The sequence below is a fragment of the Flaviaestuariibacter amylovorans genome, from assembly GCF_039541815.1.
In the GTDB taxonomy this organism is placed as follows: Bacteria; Bacteroidota; Bacteroidia; order Chitinophagales; family Chitinophagaceae; genus Flavisolibacter; species Flavisolibacter amylovorans.
In genome coordinates, this window is the sequence record NZ_BAABGY010000007.1 from 667,469 (window position 1) to 684,115 (window position 16,647).

Genomic DNA, 16,647 nt, shown 5'->3' on the forward strand with positions numbered 1-16,647 from the left:
CATGGCTTGGAGCCAGTCGATCTTCCTGCAGGCCCTCGGCTGGGCCACCCTCAACAGCTTCTGGCAACTGGGGTTGTTGTGGTGCGCCTACCAGGTTACCTGCTATTACGGAAAACCCGGAAGTAACCGCAAATACCAGATGGCCGTTTACGGCCTTCTTGCGGGTACCGCATGGTTTGGCTACACCTTCTTCTCCTATTACCTGAACGGTCAGGCCGCCCAAAGCCACTGGTCGCTGCCTTCCTTCGGGGATCAGTCGGTGCTTCCGGCCATCCTGTCGGCAGCATCCATCACCTACCTGGCGCTCCTCTTCCTGCCGGCGATCAACGTGTACCGTAACTGGCGCTACCTGCAACAGATCCGCTACACCGGGCTGCAGAAGGCTCCGGTGCGCTACCGCTCCTTCGTGCAGAAGATCGCGGGCCATGTGGGCATCCGCAAGTCGGTGCAGGTCTACCTCTCCAACATCGTGACCTCCCCTGTAACGATCGGTTACCTGAAGCCCATCATCCTGATCCCGGTGGCCGCGCTCAACAACCTCACGGTGGCCCAGCTGGAGGCAGTACTGCTCCATGAGCTCTCGCACATCCGCCGCTACGATTACCTGGTGAACCTGCTGGTAACGGCCATCAACGTCTTCCTCTATTTCAATCCCTTTGTGCGCCTCTTCATCCGCGCCATCGAAGGAGAGCGTGAGAACTGCTGCGACGAACTCGTGCTGCAGTTCGAATACGATAAAATGAGTTATGCATCGGCCCTGCTGGAACTGGAAAAAACCAATCATAAAACCGCAGCCTTAGCCATGAGTGCCACACACCGCAACAACCTGTTGAGCCGCATCGAAAGGATCGTGGGCATCCAGAAAAAGCCCCGCATCAACGCGCAGCACCTGCTGGGTGCGTTTGCCGCCTTCATGCTGCTCCTGACGCTTAACTCACTTATCATCTCCACCCGTTCGCACCTCAAAGGCGAGCAGCCGTTTGCAGGCGCCCTGCAGCCTTACTCCTTCCTGGCCGACAACGGCGAGTATCTCCCGGAAAGCACCCCGGTGAGCCAGGACCTGGCTGCCCCGATGATCGCTTCCACTACCACGGCAACGACCCCGGACTCCCCGATCGCCGATGCGGCGCCTGATTGCCCCGCACCGTCGCCAGAGGCAGCCGAAGCCCCCGCCGAAGCCCCATCCTACCAGTTCGTGGCTTTCGATGAGGCTGATGCCACCCTGAGCGCCGAGGAAAAGCAGGAGGTGAAGACTACGATCGGTAATGCACGCAAGATGCTGCAGTCGCAGTGGCTGGAAGTGGCGAAGAACATCCCGGACGGTATGACCCGCGCGGAACTGGAGATCGCCCGCCAGCAGTATATGGCGCAGGTAGACCAGTTCAACTGGCAGGGCATGGAGCAGTCGCTCAAGTCCAACCACGAAGAGATCGACCTTGAAAAGCTCAATAAGCAGCTGACCCGCGAGATCGCCCTGGCCAAGATTGACAGCGTGCAGTCGGTATACGAGCAGGCCCTCGCCCAGATCGACCGGATCAACCTGAACAAAGGCCGCATTGCCGCATCCCCCCTGCCCGACGGCTCGGTGAGCGACATCAAGAAAGTACGCGCTGACCTTGAGCGCAAGATCGCCGAGCTCCGCGAGCTGCGCAACCGCAACGTGATCAAGCTTTAATCAATCAGCGAATCGCATACGAAAAGCGGGGAAGTCATCTTCCCCGCTTTTTTATTTTCACTCTTCGCAAGGCGCAACCGCCTGCGAGTAAACCAAGTTGCTGTCGGTGGCAACCCTCCAACGATCTTCAGGCCTTTTGTGTGGTCACGTTCCGGCGTTTACACTTCTTTCCGCAGCAACCCACTCCTCTTCCGTTGCCTGCCGGATCGAATCGGGGCGGTCCTGATCGCAACAAAAAAGACCGCAGGTGCGGTCTTTTCGAAAATAAGTTGATCCGGCTGCTTACCAGACGTTTCGCGGACAGTTATCGCCCCAGCGGTTGCCCAGGATAAAGCCGATCATTATCTCGTGGGTTCCACGGCTCGCCGTGTTGATGGGCGTCGTCGTAAAGTCGTAGGCATAGCTCACATTGAACGTATTGCCTACGTTCAGGCCCAGCATCGCTGAATAGCCATCCTTCACGCGATAGCCGCCGCCCGCCCAGAGCAGGTCGCGGTACTGGAGCTTCACGTTCAGGTCGTACTGCATCGACGTAGGTGCGCCGGCCACGTACTTCATCATCACCGACGGTGTGGCGTTGATGTCGTCGCTGAGCAGGAAGCGGTAGCCCAGCGTACCGAACAGGTGCGGCACGAGCTTACCCTTGTTGAACGTGGCGTCGTCGGCCACGGCAAACTTTTGCGGGATGACCTGCTGGGCCGAGAGGCCCGCGTAAAAGCTCGATCCGTACAGCCAGAGACCGACGTTGAGGTCGGGCCGGAACTTCGAAATGTAGATATTGACGTCCCCGAGCGCCACGTCGTTGGCAACGGCCGGCGTCGCTTTCGAGCGGTCGAAGCCCATCTTGCTGATCCCGGCGGAAACGCCCGCGGAAAGATTCCACTTGGTATTGAGGGCCAGGTGGTAGGCGTAGGAGACGTTCGCCGTGAAGCGGTTCAGGTTACCGGTACGGTCGTTCATCAGCACGAGCCCGATACCGTGGTGCGGCGCCGACGCCTCGTACTGCTCCCAATACGTAGCGCCCCGCGGGTTTTCGCCCGGCGGCAGGAAGGAGGTTGGGGTCGTCTTCATATCGGACTTCCCGATCGGCTTATGGATCGAGAAATAGGTGGTGCGCGGCGCGCCGTTGAGGCCCACCCACTGGTCGCGGATCGACAGCTTCACGTCGGTGTAGTTCTCGATACCGGTGAGTGCCGGGTTGAGAATGTAGTTATTGAGAATATACTGCGTGTAATGCGGGCGCTGCTGGGCCGAGGCGGCCCCGGCAATTGCCAGCAAAGGAAGGAAAAGGGATGCTTTTTTCATGAGCGTTAGCGAATGAGGTCCACGAATCCGGAGAGCTGCTTGCGGCCGTTCTTCGGGTTGATCAGGTAATAGTAGGTGCCCACGGGGAGCTCTTTGCCGTTCATAGTGCCATCCCAGGCGCGGGTATAGTTCACCGAGCGGTATACCAGCTGGCCGTAGCGGTTGTACACTTCCACCGTGGCGCCGGGGTACGACTCGAGGTACTGGATCTCCCAACGGTCATTGGTACCGTCACCATTCGGGGTGAACACGTTTGGTATCTGGGGCGCCTTCAGCACTTTCACGAACACAGCGTCGGAAGCCGTACAGCCATCGGCCGAGGTTACGGTGAGTGTATAGGTAATGTCTTCGGCAGGTGTTGCGAGCGGGCGCGGCAGTGCCGGGTTGTTGAGCCCCGCAGCCGGTGTCCAGAGATAGCTGAGCCCGTTGCCATTGCCCGAGCCGAGCAGCGAGTCTACCCCACCCTGCAGGATAAAGCGGTCCGGGCCGGCTGTTACCGTAGGTACGCCAAACACGTCGATGGTGCGTTCGAGGAAGGCGGAGCATCCATTGTTGCCATTATAGGTGTAGCGCACCGTATGGACGCCGGGGCCGGTGCTGGCCGGGTTGAAGCGCGGCCCCATCGGTGCGCCGTTGACGGTGAACACACCGGTGCCGGACACGGAAGCCTCGTTGAGCGAACGGGCCCCGGTAATCTCAAAGGAGGGCACGTTCATACAAACACCGGTCAATGCATCAAAGCGAAGCTCCGGGATCGCTTTAACCTGGGCAACGGCAGACGCCTCGATCGCGCAGGTGGTACCTGAGTAGGCCACGATCCGGACGGTATAGTTCCGGCTGCCCGGGTTATAGAAATCGGGGTATTTGTGGCTGTAGATGGCGCCACGAACCGGGTTCAGAATGGTTTCCACGGAGCTCGGGTCGGCGGCATCCCAATAGATCTCGAGCTTCACTACGTTACCTACGTCTACCCACGACGAATCCTTGATCCGCAGCGAGTCGGTGCTGCAGAATTCGTTGTTGAGGATCCGGAGCACCGGCACCGGCTGGGTACCGCTGATCATGACCTGCTGGACGAGGGTGTCGGTGCAGCCGCGGTCCGTACCCACGATCAGGCGTACGTCGTAAGGCCCCACGGCGGTATAGCGGTGCTGGGGGTTCTGCAGGGTAGAAACGTTGTTGGCCGGGGTGCTGCCGGCATCGCCGAAGTTCCAGTTCCAGGTGCTGATGACGTCGGGAGCGGCCACCTTGCTCGTGTCGGTGAAGGGCGAGAAGGGATCGGCCAGGCAGTTCTGGGGTACCACAAAACCAGGCTGCGGGCGCGGGCTCACCAGGATCGACTCCGTATAATCCTTCGCGCAACCCTTATCCGTGGTAACGCGCAGGGTAACCGGGTAGGTTCCAGGGGCGGCATAGGCATGCACGATCGGACCTTGCCCGGTGCGCGGGGCGGAGCCCTCGCCGAGGTCCCAGGTCCAGGATTGCAATACGCCCGAGTTGGCTACGGAAGCGTCGGTGAAGGTGAGGTCGCGGGTACTGCAACGCACGGGGGGCAGCGTAAAGGCGGCTGTGGGCAGGGCGTTCACGAACACGGTTCCGGTGAATACGGCCGACGCGCAGCCGGCTGCGGACGTGATCCGGAGGGTTACCGTATGGCTGCCCGGCGTAGCAAAGGTCTTTGTCGGGTTCTGCTCCGTGGAGGTCGTGCCGTCGTCGAAGGTCCAGGCCCAGGAGGTCACTGTACTTCCGGGCGCCGTGCTGGCGTCGGTGAAGGTGAACGAGGCGCCGAGGCAAACTTCCGGGGCCGAGGCCGTAAAACCTGCCTGCGGCTCGGCGTACACGGTCGTCAATGCCTTCAGCGTGTCCTCTTTACAGCCCTGGGCGGTGGTCGCCGTCAGGGTCACGTTAAACGGACCGGCACTGGTATAAACGTGTGTTGGGTTCGTGGCCGAAGAGGTGCCACCGTCGCCGAAGGTCCAGGCGTACGTCATTGCGGAAGCCGGGCTAACCGTGCTCGTATTCGTAAAGGTGGCGGAGCCGGAAGGCAGGCAAACGTTGGGCAGGGTAAAGTCGGGCACCGGTTTCGGGTGGATCGTGACGCTTACTGTTGTGTCGTCGGCGCAGCCCGTGGCAGTGGTGGCGGTGAGCCCGAAGACAAAAGTGCCTGCAGCGCCCGGTACATACTTATACAGCTCGCCGTGCGGCGCCGGCAGTGCTCCGCCGTTCACCGTCCATGCATAGGTCGTAAAGGAAGGGTCGGCAGTATTGGTAACTGAATTCGACTGCAGGTATACGGTGTCGCCAGCGCAGCGCAGGGCCGAAACGGTGAAGCTGGCCCGCGGCTGGGGATCGACGATCACGTCGTAGTAAGCGGTGTCGGACGTACAGCCGGCAGCGGAGCGGATCCAGAATTTGACGCGGTAGGACCCTGCGGCGGAATAGGTCTTGGAGGGGCTTTGGGTAGTAGCCACGTTACCGTCGCCGAAATTCCAGTGCCATTCGGAAACTGTGGAGCCGGGTGCGGTGCCGGAACCTGTAAAGCTGATGGGGGCGCCGATGCAGAAACGGTTCGTGCCGGCAGGCGCCGTGATGGTGGCCACCGGCTTGGCATACACGGTATTCACCGTTTGGGTGATGGAGTCGCGGCAACCGGCTGCCGACACAGCCAGCAAGCTCACCTGGAAGGGACCTGCCGTGGTATACCCATAGGTCGGGTTGGCATCCGTGCTGGTAGCGCCGGGTACCCCGAAGTTCCACTGGTAGCTAAGAGTGCTGCCGGTTACGGTGCTGTTGTTGGTAAACGTGAGCGACCCGGCCGGGAGGCAGGCGCTACCGAAGGTAAATCCGGCAACCGGGTTCGGGTTGATGTTGATGGTCTGGCTGAACGCGATGCTTCTGCAGCCGCTGGCGGTTTCGACCGTAAGCGTCACGGTATAGCTGCCCGGGGTGCTGTAGGTACGTACCTGGGCGGCGCCGCTGTTGGTTTCTACGGGCGGGTTACCGTCGCCGAAGTTCCAGGTCCATTTGGTGATCGTACCGCCGCTGCCTTGGGAGTTATCGGTGAAGGTAAGCGGGCGTCCGGCGCAATAAGGTGCCGCCACCGTAAAGCCGGCTACCGGCGGCTGGCTCAGGGTAACCGTCTTGGTTACGGTATCCGAAAGGCAACCGATGTCTGTGATCACCGAATGCTTTACCTCGTAGGCGCCCGGGCCGGGGAAGGTAAACGACGGATTGGCCTGGGCGGAGTTCCCTGCGTTGCCAAAAACCCAGGAGTAGGTGCTGATGGGCCGGCCCTGCGGGTTGCTGGCGTCCTGGAAGGTCACCGCATCAGTGGCGCAGCCGTTGGTTACAAAGTTAAAATCGGACGTCGGGCGCTCGAGCACCACGAGATCGTAGTTGATCTCCTGCTCGCCGCCGCAACCGTCGGAAGTCGGGTTGAGGGCGAGAATCCGGACCGGGTAGGTGCCCACGTTCGGTACGCTGTAGGAACCAGGGAGGCTGTAGCGGTACAGGGTCTTCCCGTTTACGACGTAAACGGAGTCGGCCACCGGGCTGTTCACGGTCACATCGGCGAAAAGCCCGTTGAAGAGCCAACTGATCTGCGTGGGGGCATAAGGAAAGGTCATCGACAGCTTGAACGGGGTGTTGCGGCAGGTCGAGGGGAAGTTGACGGTGGCATTGGCATTCCGGATCGAGGCGAATTGGTAAAGGTCCTTGACGTTGGCACCGGCCGAATAGCCATAGCTCTCGGCATTGGCATACCCGTATGCCAGGGCGTTAAAGCCGGAGTCCGAAGCGAGGCGGTGGAAACCCTGGGTCAGCGTGTTGCCGCCGTTGATATCCGCGAGGTAGATATAGGAGTAGTTAGGGTCGCGCGGGTGCACCGTCCAGAAGGAAGCCGGCACGGGCGTTCCGTCGAAGGTAAAGGACGAGATGCCGGTGCCCCCGTTGCGCATGATGACATGGATATGGTGCTGGTGGGGGTAAGCTGCACTCGAGCCCGCGAAGAGGTTCGAATTCACAAGCGTTACCTTATTGATGTTCTGCTCGACCGGGTTGAGCATGATCATGTCGGGATCATACGGCTGGGCGTTTGAATTGCCGTTACAGCCCTGGCTGGTAAAGTACTGAGCCACCGAAATCGGCTGATCAGCTTCGATCAGGTTGGTGGCATTGCTGAGCGGAAGTGTGTAGACGTTATTGACAAACAGGGCCGGGTTGACCAGCGCTCCATTCACAAATACATTGGTATTCGGATCGTTTCGGAACACCCGGTAATAGTTGAACGGATTATTCTTGCTGGGCACCGTCAGGTACTTCTTTCCCCAGGAGGCGATCGGGTAAAGTTGCTGGTACAGGTTGTCGGAGGTGCCGTTGCAGGTACCGGCGCTATTGTTCGGGGGGATCCTGATCTTACCGGTGCCGGAGAACACTGCCAGCCGCTTACAACCGCCGGAAGCGCTCGCAATGGACCGAACCGTGGTTCCGCTGAGGTCGTTGCCGGTAAAGATGCCGCCGCTGCCGGAATTGCTGGCGAAACCCAGGATCTGGTAGATCTGGCCCTTGTTCAGGGTAATGACGTTGGTGCTGCCGGCGGCCCACCCGTTTTTGGTGGCGGTGGAAGGCTTGATCTCGACCGTTGTATTGTCTTCGATACCTACGATCGTAACGAACGAGTTCGAGGCGGCTTCGTTGGAGGATTGGGTGAAGGAGGCAGCCATGTATTCGCGCCCGAGCACCGGCACCGGGAGACAGAGTGTCGCAGCCGAGGCAGCACTCCGCGTGATATAGGAATACATTACGATCGGCTTGGCGCTGGTAACCCGGATGGCGCGGTTCGAAAAAGCCCCTTCGTCGTTGATGGCATAAGCGGTCGAAATCGACACAGACGCGACCTGCCCGGCGGTGATCGTGCCGGTGGCCACTGTGGTCACGCCGAAGATCTCGACGGTATAGGTCGTAGTCTCGTCCGCCGTAAGGTAGAGGGTCATGACGGGCTGGTTACCAGCCCCGCCCGCCATGCCCACATGGTAACTGTAGGCAAGCCAGAACTCTTTTCCCTTGTTCGAAAAATCCTGGGCATGAGTGGAACGCGGGGCCAGGAAAATCCCAGTGAGCAGCAGAAAGGCAATCAGTTTTTTCATTATCCGTTGTCGGAGGTTGCGAAATGAGCAATGAAGTTACGATAAAGGCAATGCAACTACTTCGAACCGAAGAGTTTGCGCTTCAGATTCCTGTTAAGGAAAACAAAATAAACCTTAGAAATGCTGCTTCGCCGCAGGTTTAACCGGTCGTCAAATAATAATTCCGCCTGTACAAATGCCAAAATGTCTTATCGGGAAGCGCTTCAAAAAGACCAGGCTCGGCAAAATCCGGGTGCCCAACCATCCATTTGCACCATAAGTCAGCTTTCATTCTTGCGGGGGCCAGATTCCCGGCAATTGCCCCAGACGTCCTAAAAGTGCCCAAATTTCGAGGCTGTGGTTCCGGAGTAGTTTGACCCCATTTGCTTCCCGATCGTGAAAATTCAGCCAATGTGGAAAACACCATGTCGGTTTTTTTTGCCGGATCGATGGTTTATCATTTAAAACTAGTACTGGCGTATTTAAACTACTTTGAATCAACGTTTTAATATCCTACTAAAACTGATGTTTAGCTTTCCTCGCAGTATCTGCAATTCGGCGCAAAAGATCCATTTTTTAAGGAACCAAAAAATGATGTTTTAGGCGTTAAATGTCTTCGAATCAATATTTTGTAATGGTCTCTATCTTACTAAAAATTATAGTTTTTGACGCTTGAGTTCCATTTGGACTTTTACTAATTTTTTTAGCAGTTGATAACGAAGAGCTTTGAACCCTTCTAGCATAGGATTTGTCCTGTTCTGATTAGTATGAAACACTTCCTGTTTGCGCTCCTCGCAACCCCACTCCTTTTCTCCTGCGGCAAGATCAAGGACCCCGAGTTCCGGAGGCTCGACAACTTCGGCGTTAAAAAACTCGGGTTCGAGGAGTCAACGGTGGGATTCTCGGCTACTTACTTCAACCCCAATAATTTTGGCGTCACTGTCAAAGAGGCAGCCATTGATGTGTATATCGATACCCTGTACCTGGGCAAGTTTACCCAGCCCCGTGAGGTAGCCGTCAATAAGAATGCGGAGTTCACCATTCCCCTGGAGGGAACGATCGGGTTGCAGCGTGCCATGAAGTTCAACTTACCCGGCCTTCTTGGCAAGGAGGTGCTGGTGCGGGCCGACGGCTCGGTGAAGGTGGGGAAGGCGGGTATCTTCGTCTCGAAGCCCATCAAGTACTCTGGCCGGCAACGGGTGAGCGCCGACCTAATAAAAAATCCAGCCGGTGCGGCTGGATCGATGAATTAAGATCAGGGGGAACTCAGGTTACTGCTTCTTCGCAGCATCGGGCTTTTTGCAGCAGGCAGGCAGGCGGTTGTAGCCATCAGGCTCAGCCGTAACCTCGTCGGCGTCATAGCCAGCCGTGGCGATCGCCGCTTTGATATCTTCATTGGTCACACGGTCGCTCAGGTACTTAACCACGGCTTCCTTTTTCTTTACGTTCACCACAATGCTCGTTACGCCATCATACCGCTTCAGGTAGGTCTCGATCTTGTTCTTACACATATCGCACTGGATGGTGGGCAGCGCAATACGGAGGGTCTGCAGGGCCTTGGTCTGGGCAGAAGCCTTCATCCCAAAACACAGCAGCAGCAAAAACAGCAACTTTTTCATGGATCGGTTCAATTTGAATTCAATTTAAACAACTCCTGTCCAGTTTGAAGGATCTTCCCGCCATTTTAACAAAATCCCCTCTTCCTCCGGGGCTACGGTGCCTTTCTGCAGGCTGAGCCCGATGAGCGCCTCGTAGTGCGTCAGCGAATGCAACGGCACCCCGGCGGCGGCGAATTGCGCATCCGCGTGCGCAAATCCATACTGGAAAATGGCGGCCATCCCCAGCACTTCCATGCCTGCCGCCCGGAGCACCTCCACCACCTGCAGACTGCTTTTCCCGGTCGACACCAGGTCTTCGAGCACTACCACCCGCTGGCCGGGCTCGTAACTCCCTTCGATTTGATTGCCCAGCCCATGCTCCTTCGGCTTTGGACGCACATACAGGAACGGAAGCTTGAGCTGGTCGGCCACGAGTGCCCCCCAGGCAATACCGGCGGTCGCCACCCCCGCAATGCCATCGGCATCCGGGAAACGCTCGAACACCAGGTTGCACAGCTCGCTCTTGATGTAATCGCGGATATAGGGCTGGGAAAGCACACGGCGATTGTCGCAGTAAATGGGACTTTTCCAGCCGCTGGCCCAGGTGAAGGGTGCAGCAGGACTCAGTTTAACGGCACCGGACTGAAGGAGTTTCTCGGCAGTGATAGAGGCGTCGGTCATGCCGCGAAGGTAGCGGAAAGCGTGCTCCGCCCGGATGTACCTTTGATCATGCTCCGAATCTATTTTGGCGAACGTGTGCTGCTGCTGACGCCTGAAGAAACGCCGGGCGCTGCTGGTACTGCGACCGTCGACTCCGCGGAGGCACTTCGCGCGGCGGCCCTCTCCTTTCACCGCTCCGAAAAAGCCCGGCTGATCCTAAACATGGCCGCCCAGTGCGACACGACCCTATTGCTGGAAGGAGCATTTCGCCTGATCCGCACGGGCGGAGGGGTCGTACGGCGAGCCGATGGAGCGCTCCTGCTGATCCACCGCCGCGGCGTCTGGGACCTTCCCAAAGGCTGGATAGACCCGGGTGAAACACTGGAGGCCTGCGCCGTGCGGGAGGTTGAAGAGGAAACCGGCGTCACCGGGCTCACCGTTACCAGGCCACTGCTCGTGACCTACCACACCTACGAAGACAAAGGCGGGCTGGTGCTGAAGGAAAACCACTGGTTCGCCATGGAAACCACCTTCGAAGGCGCCCTCCGGCCGCAGACCGAGGAGGACATCGCCGGGGCCGAGTGGGTGACGCCTTCCGACCTCGATCGCCACCTTGCGCACACGCACCCATCCATCCGTGACGTGCTGCAGTTCTATTTAGGACGCTGACGCTTCGCGCACTGAGCGGAGCACTTCGTCCGGAACGAATTGGCTGATATCCCCCCCGTAACGGAGCACGTCGCGCACGAGCGTGGACGCCACCGAGGTATACTGCGGCAGGCAGGTCAGGAAGATCGTTTCGATGCCGGCGTCTATGCTCCGGTTCATGTCGGCAATTGCCTTTTCATACTCGAAGTCCGACACGTAGCGGATCCCGCGCAGGATGTAGTTGGCGCCGACGCGCTTGCAGCAGTCCACCGTAAGCCCCTCGTACACAAGCGCCTCCACCTTCGGCTCGTGGTGAAAGATGGAGCCGAACCACGCTCTCCGCTGCTCGGCCGTGAACATGGGCTGCTTGTTTGCATTGACGCCGATGCCGATATAGAGCTTGTCAAACAGCGGGAGCGCGCGCTGCACGATATCGATATGTCCGAGTGTGACCGGGTCGAAGGTGCCGGGAAAGAAGCCGATACGCATAAGCGAAGTTAATGTGCTAATGAGGTAATGGGGTAATGTGCTGATGGGGTAATGGGTTGATAGGGTGACCTGGTGATAGACGGAGCGCCTGCTGCCTGCCGGAACCCTCTCAGCCGTTACACCCACTTATCCCCTGTTTGCAAGCAGGTAGAGCACCGCCATCCGCACGGCTACGCCATTTTCTACCTGCTGCAGGATGATGGACTGGTTGCCGTCGGCCACGTCCGAATCGAGTTCCACACCGCGGTTGATGGGTCCGGGGTGCATGATGGTGATGGGCTTCGGCAGGCTTTCGAGCAGGCGCCGGCTGATACCGTAGGCGATGTTGTACTCGCGCAGTGAGGAAAAGAGCACCTGGTTCTGCCGCTCAAGCTGGATGCGGAGCACGTTGGCCACGTCGCTCCATTCCAGCGCCTTGCGCAGGTTGTATTCCACCCGCACACCGAAGGCCTCTGTCAGGTATTTGGGAATCAGCGTTGGCGGGCCGCAAACGATCACCTCCGCTCCCATCTTCTGCAGCAGGTGAATATTGCTTTGCGCCACGCGGCTGTGCATGATGTCGCCGATGATGGCCACACGCACCCCTTGCAGGGTACCCAGCTTCTCCTGGATCGAAAAGGCATCGAGGAGGGCTTGCGTCGGGTGCTCGTTGATGCCGTCGCCGGCATTCACGATGGCAGCCGGAATGTGCTTGGCGAGAAAGTGGGGCGCCCCGCTGGCACTATGCCGCATCACCACCATGTCGACCTTCATCGAAAGGATATTGTTGACCGTATCGAGCAGGGTCTCTCCCTTCGAAACCGACGACCCGGAGGCACTGAAGTTGATGGTATCTGCCGAAAGGCGCTTTTCGGCAAGCTCGAAGGAGATGCGGGTACGGGTGGAGTTCTCGTAAAAGAGGTTGACGATCGTTACGTCGCGTAGCGAGGGAACTTTCTTGATCGGCCGTTGCAGCACTTCCTTGAATTGGTCGGCTGTCTCGAGGATCGTGGCGATGTCTTGTGCCTGTAGTTCCTTGATGCCTAGCAGGTGTCGGGTAGAAAGTGCCATTAAAAGGCAAATATAAGGGGTGAGGAAGGTCTATTGGTTTATTGGTCTATTAGTTTATTGGTAAGACCCGATGCTAACTGCCCTGTACTTCCTGACGGTTGTTTCTACTGCCCGCACGTAATACTACCTTGGGATCCAACCGCACCTGGCCCGTGCCTCGGCGTTGCATTACCGGCAGCCCGGAAATTACCCGATCACCCCATTACCCCATTACCCCATTAGCACATTACCCCATTAGCACATTAATTCAGTCCTCCTGGTCCAGTAAGATGACCTCGTCGCGGCCGTCGCGCTCGGCCCAGAGCACCTTTACTTTCTGTGATACGATGGAGTCGATGGAGCGCCCGGTGTAATCGGGCTGCACCGGCAGCTCGCGGCTGTAGCGGCGGTTGATGAGTACCAGCAGCTCCACCCGCGCGGGGCGCCCGAAATCCATGAGGGCATCGAGCGCAGCGCGGATCGTGCGGCCGGTATACAGCACGTCGTCTACCAGCACCACCCGCTTTCCTTCGATCGAGAACCCAATGTCGGTCTTGCCCGGCACATGCAGCTCCTGGCGCACGTCGTCGCGGTAAAAGGTGATGTCGAGGTGGCCGTAGTCGAAAGCCGGTGCGCCCTCGCGGCGCAGCAGGCCGGCCAGGCGGTCGGAAAGGAAAACACCGCGCGGCTGAATGCCGATCAGGGCGGTCTGGGCCAGTAGCGCAGGGTCTTCCAGCAGCTGGCTTGCGAGACGCTGCAGGGTGAGGGTCATTTGCTCGGGCTGGAGGATGGATTTCAAACGGGGCAAGTTTGCGCTAAAGTAACGAGTATAGGTTTATTGGTTTATTAGTTTATTGGTCTATTGGTAAGAAGTACGAAGGCGGAAGTGAAAGCGACGATAGCAGGTTGCCGGTGGGATCGGTGGTGCTCGCCGGCGACGATCGAGTAAGTAGAATCAATAACAGGTATCCGCAAAATAAGACAAGGCCGCCCGGGGGCGACCTTGTCCTCTTTTATCGATGCTCGTATTTTCCGATGCGCCTGCTTACTTCGCAGCGCCGAAATGATACACCAGGCCGAACTGGTAGGCGCGGTTCTTCAGCTCCGGACCGTCGTTCGAGCTGTTGTTGCCGCCACCGTCTTCCAGCACATTGGCCAGACCGTAGTAATACTTGGCGGTGAAGCCAAGGCCGATACGGGTGAGGTACCCAACGCCGCCAAAGGCGCCGACTTCGAATTTATCGAAAGCGTCCTTGTTGCCCGTACGGGTATTGGTGATGCTGTTCTCTTCGCGTGCCGTCAGCAGGAAGTTTGCCTGGCCACCGGCCTCGAGGAAGAAGCCGTTGTTGCCGGGCATGAACTGCAGCGCGATGGGCACGCCCAGGTAGTGCAGGTCCTGCTCGGAGCTGACGTTGCCTTCGCGCAGTTTGCTGCCGAAGCCGGTCCACTGGATACCGGGCTGGATCGCGAATGCCTTACCCAGTGGGATGTTGACGAAACCACCGCCGTACATGCTCGTCTTGGCCGTGATGCTCGGGGACGGAGAGATGTTCTCGGTTGCGAACTTGGCAATGTTCACGCCGCCGGTGAGGCCGAAGCGTACCGCGCGGGACATTTCCGTACGAAGGGGTTTATGGTCCCTGTCGCCGCCCTGGGTGCCATCCTGTGCCATTACTGAAACTGCAGCCGCGCACGCAAGGGTCAATAAACTGATCTTTTTCATATTCGTAAAGTTTTTCAATTGCCCGCATTTATGCAAAAAGGAGGCCGCGGCCGTACCAAACTCTGCCGTTCGGCCTGAATCATACAATTGTTCAATTACCGGGACTTCGCCTTATGGCTGCGGTCAAACATATAGAACACGGAGATCTGTCCGACGCGGTTCTTCACCGCACCATCGCGCGCCTTGTTGATGTTGGACACCCCAAGATTGTAGCGGCCGCCGATGCCAAAGCCCGTCTGTGAGAGGTAGTTCACCCCGAATCCTACGCCGAAGTCAGCCTGCTTGAATTCATTCTTGATGTTGTCGGTACCGTCCGGGGTTTCGTGCTTGGCGCTCAGCAGTAGGCCCACCTGCGGCCCGGCCTCCACGCGGAACCCGTTGTTGAACATATACTGAAGCATGAAGGGTACGTTCAGGTAGTCGAATTTGAACACGTCGGCGTCGCTGCCGGTGCCTATTTTCATTCCCTGTTGCGAGTAGAGCACCTCGGGTTGAAGCGCGAACTGCGGACCGAGGTGAATGTGCACGAGCAGGCCTCCATGGGCGCCCAGGCGGCTTTTTACGTCCACGTCCGATTCAAGCGACAGGCTGGCGATGTTCAGCCCCGCCTTGATCCCCAGCTTCGGGAGGTGCTGTGCGTGAACGATGGTTCCGGCCGCGAGGGCGAGGCCGAGAAAAAGCGCTTTTTTCATGGTTTGCTGTTTTTTGCGCCGACGCTGCAAAAAGGGGGCCGTATCCTGAATGCAGCAAGTCTTTCCTGTGCAAAAGAACCCGGCGTCGATGCGTGCGGGTATTGATGATGACACGGTTCGGTGGTTCAGCAAAAGAAGTTGCCGGCAGGCCGGCTGTGGAAAAAAACCTGGATCTTGTTTTACCCGGCCGGGCGGCCTGAACTCACGGGGAAGGATGACCGCAACATGCGGCGCATGAAAAAAGGCCGCATCGCTGCGGCCTTATCGATACGGGATACAAAAATTTGCGGTTAGAAATTCTTGCCGATGCCGAAACCGAAATAGCGGTTGGTCATCTTGCCTTCCTGGTTTTCGCCGGGAACGATGCTGGTGACACCAAGGTTGTAATGGGCGTTTACGAACAAGCCTTTCGGAAGCTTCACGCCGCCGATGAAATGAATGCCGACGTCGGTTCTGCGTAAGTGGCCCATCTCGTCGTTCGGGTCTTCATTGCCGTCGAATTTGATCTTGGTCACTTCCGTTTCACCGTCGAACGTGGATACGGCTTCACCACCAATGCCAATGCTTACCGAAGGTCCGGCACCGATGAACGCTTTCGAAAAATGGTAGGTGAAAAGCAGGGGCACTTCAACATAAGTGAGCTTCAGGGTAACGCCATCGCCGTCCTCGGTGAACTTGCCCCCTTTCGAAAGCACGTTCAGCTGCGGCATCAGCTTGAAGTTGCCGGAGAGCGGGAGCTCGCCTTGAAGACCGACCTTCCAGGAGAAACGGCTTTGCGAATTCACCGTAAGGCCATCAGCAGAGGCGCTCAGCGTGGATACAATCCCATTGGCATGTACCCCGATCTTTTGTGCGGAGGCACTGGTGCCGATCGCAAGAACTCCTGCGAGGGCGAGTGTCAATTTTTTCATGGTTGCTGTTTTGTGGTACAAATGAAAGTAATGTCGGCGGGACGACAGCAAAAAAAATCCTTAACGGATTCATAAAGGCCGCATCCCGGCGGATACCGGAAAATAAAAGGTCCCGCCGGGAGGCGGGACCTTTTATTAAAGCTCGATCAAATTAGAATTTGAAAGCAGCGGTCAGCGTGAGAGCGCTCATGGAAGCACCATCTTTCGACAGGCCGAGGTAGCCAGCGGAGATCTGGAACTTCTCAGCATTGTAGCCAACATGGGGCTCATAGCCAAGACCGGAAGTGCTGGCAGAGAAACCGTCCATAGATACACGGAGCATGTTCACACCTACTTTAGCACCGATGAACACATTCTGAGAAGGATAGAAGCGAACACCAGCCAGGATCGGAAGCATAGAGGTTTTCAGGCCGCCGTTCTTGTCTTCAGAACCGAGGAACTGGTTGTAGGAGATGGTAGCAATACCGCTCACTTTCTCAGCGAAGTGGTATTCACCGCCAACTTCAGCACCGATACCGAAAGAATAGGCTTCACTCAGATCACCAAGCGGAAGAGAGGGCTTGATACCAGCAGAGAACTGGAAACCTTCACCCTTCTGGGCGTTAGCACCGAGAGCGATTGCAGCAATGGCAAAAGAGAGTACTACTTTTTTCATAATACAGTTGTTTTATAGATTAGAATTCGGGGCAAAGAAAAAGAATAGGGTTTATACAACAAAATTTTCGCATCTGTTTTTTAAGCTCATCCCCTGAAAATACCATGCAGACGGTATTTTTGAAGGCACCGATGGGGAA

At 57.6% G+C, this 16,647-nt stretch carries 14 protein-coding genes; 3 read left to right on the forward strand and 11 right to left on the reverse strand.

Features of this window, described 5'->3' with window-relative positions:
* Window position 1 precedes the first annotated feature (1 nt).
* Complete coding sequence (locus ABD937_RS11385) at window positions 2–1,675, forward strand: M56 family metallopeptidase (RefSeq protein ID WP_345255836.1); 1,674 nt, start codon at window positions 2–4, stop codon at window positions 1,673–1,675.
* A 282-nt stretch (window positions 1,676–1,957) separates the two neighbouring features.
* On the opposite strand, the gene ABD937_RS11390 is transcribed toward ABD937_RS11385, so the two are convergent.
* Entirely contained in the window at window positions 1,958–2,980 is a 1,023-nt protein-coding gene (locus ABD937_RS11390) for a PorP/SprF family type IX secretion system membrane protein (RefSeq protein WP_345255837.1), read from the reverse strand.
* A 5-nt stretch (window positions 2,981–2,985) separates the two neighbouring features.
* Window positions 2,986–8,124, reverse strand: a complete 5,139-nt coding sequence (locus ABD937_RS11395; protein ID WP_345255838.1) for a PKD domain-containing protein — start codon at window positions 8,122–8,124, stop codon at window positions 2,986–2,988.
* Window positions 8,125–8,870: 746 nt separating this feature from the next.
* Between ABD937_RS11395 and ABD937_RS11400 the strand changes: the two genes are divergently transcribed.
* Window positions 8,871–9,356 (forward strand): LEA type 2 family protein, encoded by a 486-nt coding sequence (locus ABD937_RS11400; protein WP_345255839.1) that lies wholly within the window; start codon window positions 8,871–8,873, stop codon window positions 9,354–9,356.
* A gap of 18 nt (window positions 9,357–9,374) precedes the next feature.
* On the opposite strand, the gene ABD937_RS11405 is transcribed toward ABD937_RS11400, so the two are convergent.
* Together ABD937_RS11405 and pyrE are read right to left on the reverse strand one after the other, a co-directional pair.
* Window positions 9,375–9,722, reverse strand: a complete 348-nt coding sequence (locus ABD937_RS11405; RefSeq protein ID WP_345255840.1) for a heavy-metal-associated domain-containing protein — start codon at window positions 9,720–9,722, stop codon at window positions 9,375–9,377.
* Between the two features lie 24 nt (window positions 9,723–9,746).
* Window positions 9,747–10,382, reverse strand: coding sequence for an orotate phosphoribosyltransferase (gene pyrE, locus ABD937_RS11410; RefSeq protein WP_345255841.1), 636 nt, complete (start codon window positions 10,380–10,382; stop codon window positions 9,747–9,749).
* A 48-nt stretch (window positions 10,383–10,430) separates the two neighbouring features.
* On the opposite strand from pyrE, the gene ABD937_RS11415 reads away from it, so the two are divergent.
* Window positions 10,431–11,030 (forward strand): NUDIX hydrolase, encoded by a 600-nt coding sequence (locus ABD937_RS11415; protein WP_345255842.1) that lies wholly within the window; start codon window positions 10,431–10,433, stop codon window positions 11,028–11,030.
* On the opposite strand, the gene coaD is transcribed toward ABD937_RS11415, so the two are convergent.
* From coaD to ABD937_RS11450, 7 genes are all read right to left on the reverse strand, one after another.
* The gene (gene coaD / locus ABD937_RS11420; RefSeq protein ID WP_345255843.1) at window positions 11,019–11,498 is read right to left on the reverse strand and encodes a pantetheine-phosphate adenylyltransferase; all 480 of its coding nucleotides are present in this window, start codon (window positions 11,496–11,498) and stop codon (window positions 11,019–11,021) included. The genes ABD937_RS11415 and coaD overlap by 12 nt on opposite strands.
* Window positions 11,499–11,624: 126 nt before the next feature.
* Window positions 11,625–12,548, reverse strand: coding sequence for an aspartate carbamoyltransferase catalytic subunit (locus ABD937_RS11425; protein ID WP_345255844.1), 924 nt, complete (start codon window positions 12,546–12,548; stop codon window positions 11,625–11,627).
* 247 nt (window positions 12,549–12,795) lie between these two features.
* Window positions 12,796–13,326 (reverse strand): bifunctional pyr operon transcriptional regulator/uracil phosphoribosyltransferase PyrR, encoded by a 531-nt coding sequence (gene pyrR / locus ABD937_RS11430; protein WP_345255845.1) that lies wholly within the window; start codon window positions 13,324–13,326, stop codon window positions 12,796–12,798.
* A 246-nt stretch (window positions 13,327–13,572) separates the two neighbouring features.
* Window positions 13,573–14,142 (reverse strand): porin family protein, encoded by a 570-nt coding sequence (locus ABD937_RS11435; protein ID WP_484489536.1) that lies wholly within the window; start codon window positions 14,140–14,142, stop codon window positions 13,573–13,575.
* A gap of 203 nt (window positions 14,143–14,345) precedes the next feature.
* Window positions 14,346–14,942, reverse strand: coding sequence for a porin family protein (locus ABD937_RS11440; protein ID WP_345255847.1), 597 nt, complete (start codon window positions 14,940–14,942; stop codon window positions 14,346–14,348).
* A gap of 290 nt (window positions 14,943–15,232) precedes the next feature.
* Window positions 15,233–15,853 (reverse strand): porin family protein, encoded by a 621-nt coding sequence (locus ABD937_RS11445; protein ID WP_345255849.1) that lies wholly within the window; start codon window positions 15,851–15,853, stop codon window positions 15,233–15,235.
* A 151-nt stretch (window positions 15,854–16,004) separates the two neighbouring features.
* Window positions 16,005–16,508 carry an outer membrane beta-barrel protein gene (locus tag ABD937_RS11450; RefSeq protein WP_345255850.1) on the reverse strand — a complete coding sequence of 168 codons (504 nt, stop codon included), beginning with the start codon at window positions 16,506–16,508 and terminating at the stop codon, window positions 16,005–16,007.
* Window positions 16,509–16,647: the final 139 nt, after the last annotated feature.